This window comes from Brumimicrobium mesophilum, assembly GCF_003025005.1.
Classification (GTDB): domain Bacteria; phylum Bacteroidota; class Bacteroidia; order Flavobacteriales_D; family Crocinitomicaceae; genus Brumimicrobium; species Brumimicrobium mesophilum.
This window is the reverse complement of record NZ_PVSS01000035.1, coordinates 1-2447: the sequence shown is the minus strand read 5'-3', so window position 1 is coordinate 2447 and position 2447 is coordinate 1. Positions and strand designations below refer to the sequence as shown.

Genomic DNA, 2447 nt, shown 5'->3' with positions numbered 1-2447 from the left:
AATGTTCATTCATATCTGCTCCGGCATCTAAAAACACCTTAACATCTACCATGAAAGGTGCCGTCACAGAAGGACAATGAACGCTAGTAAGCTCATAAGTATAAGTATTAACTCCCGCCAATTGACTAACATCTAATTGACCACCTACAATCACAACTCCATTTTGGTCATACCATGTTCCTGAATTGTCATCAGCAGGATCTAAATAATTGAATAAATCTGTAGTTAAATCCGTATCACAAACTTCGTTAATAGTAGGGTTTAAAGTGATGGTAGGAGCTACAATAGCTTCGACAATTGTATCTAAAGTACTTTCACACCCTTCCGCTGAAGTTCCTAAAACCTCATAGGTTGTTGTTGCATTTACTTGGAAAGGAACGCCATTTTGCACCCCATTATCCCAAAGATAAGTATCTGCACCATTTGCAGTTAAAGTAATAGTTTCTCCCACACAAACTGTATCATCAAAAGCGTTCAATGTTATTATTGGTAATGGATTCACCACTTGCGTAAATGGCTGTCCCAACCCAATGCTACAACAATTAAGAAGTCCAGAATTTGTTGAAAAGCTATAAGTTGTTGTAACGGTCGGCGTCCAAAATAATGTATCACCCGTTTGAACGTTAGTCAATGTATTAGTAGTCACACCATCTGAATATTGAATGTCAATTGGTCCAGCACTATTTAACAAATCAAAAATAATCCAACCTTCATCACCAAAACAAATTGCCCCACTTGAGTCAGAAACCGTAAAACTTTCATCAATATATCCAATGGTAATATATCTTGTATCATTTATTGGTACAAGAGCAGTTGAAATCCCAGTTATTTCTAATGTAGATCCATTAATGTTAAAGGATAACCCTCCACCTTCTTGATACGCAGTGGCATTCGAAAAATCTCCATCGGTATCAACCAAAAGTCTCATATCTCCAGTATTAATTCCAGCGATTGAAGAACATGTATCTATTGTGATATCAATATTAAAGTCCTGATTGAAATCAGTATTTGTTATCTTGAATTCTCTTTCCAATCTTGACGTTACAGGCGCAACAGTTTCGGCGTTACCTGCAGCAGTACCACAGAGAAAACCCGCGTTATGTCCTAAAGTAACATAAGAGATATCCGTATTAATTACACCAACATTATCTTCATTGGCAGCAGATAAATCATCAATATAAATTCTTACACTATCGTCAAAACTATGAGACTGTCTTTGATATAAATCTTGAATATCGTCACGTCCAATTCCAATTACATCGTTATGATATCCAGGTGTAATACTTGCATCCCAAATTATTGTTCCATCTGTTGAGGTATAATCACCATTTATTCCACCACCAACATTAATTAAAGTAACTCCATATTTAATCGCTAAATAAGTATGGACTTTATTCATTTCAAGATCTGTTAGGTCCCTATCAAAAAATATAACTTCATGCAAAAAACCATTATAAGCAGATGTACCTATTGTTGGATGATATCCAAAATATAATCCATTCGGCCCAGAGGATTGGGATGCTGTACCAGGATTAAGTAGGTTGGCTTTGTTATATGCCTTCATACTTGTTGCATTAGATCTATTTCCTTTGTATGAAATTATTCCAGGTACATTTATTTCAGGATAATCTCTTGATGCATTTGGTGAATTAAATGAGGCCAAACCGAGGGCTAATCTGCCATTAGCGCCTAAATTTCTACTCTGAATTCCAGTGCTCCCACTATTATAAAGTGTTAAATGTCCATTTCCTGCAATTGGTGTAGGCAAATAATAAGAACAAAAATATGAACCTTGATCAGCTGTGTTCATATTAGTTAATAAAGTCGGAGGGTTGGTAATTCCTAATCCTTGAACTGTTGCTAAATTGTTACCTGTATAACTGTTTCCACTAAATTCAATTGTTCGATTATAATTAGAAACAGCTCCTGTTGGTGTTAATTCCAATTGTGGATAAGGCGCTTGTCCATCTGTAACAGTTATATTTCCTGCTCCGATAGGGAATTGAGTCGACCAAGCGGTTACATCTCCTACAGCCAAATCATCTGCTCGAAACCAAGCTGTAAGATTGGCAGTGCCAACACCTCCTGGCGAAATTTGAGCAGTTAAAAATGAGGTGCAAAATAGTAATGATAACCAAAGTAATTTAAACATAAATTCAATAAATAATTGCGTTTTTTTCTTCTAGAAAGCCATAAAGTTACATAAATATTGTCTTTTCCTCAATTTAAATAAAGACTACAAGTGACCTACAGATCTCAAAACAACCAATTTCTAACTAAAAACAAGCTATTCATAGATTCATCGAATTGTAAAAAAATGCACTCAAATTAATCAACAAATAGAGAATTTACCTAAAATTCATCAAAATTCAAATTCAAAAACCACATAATAATTTAGGTCTATTCATCTAAAATCAATAAGTTATCTCATCAAAACTACTGTTCCC

At 34.9% G+C, this 2447-nt stretch carries 1 pseudogene; it reads right to left on the bottom strand.

From position 1 onward, the window contains the following. A pseudogene (locus C6368_RS16860) lies at nucleotides 1–2152 on the bottom strand (hypothetical protein); the annotation flags it as partial. Between the last annotated feature and the right edge of the window lie 295 nt (nucleotides 2153–2447).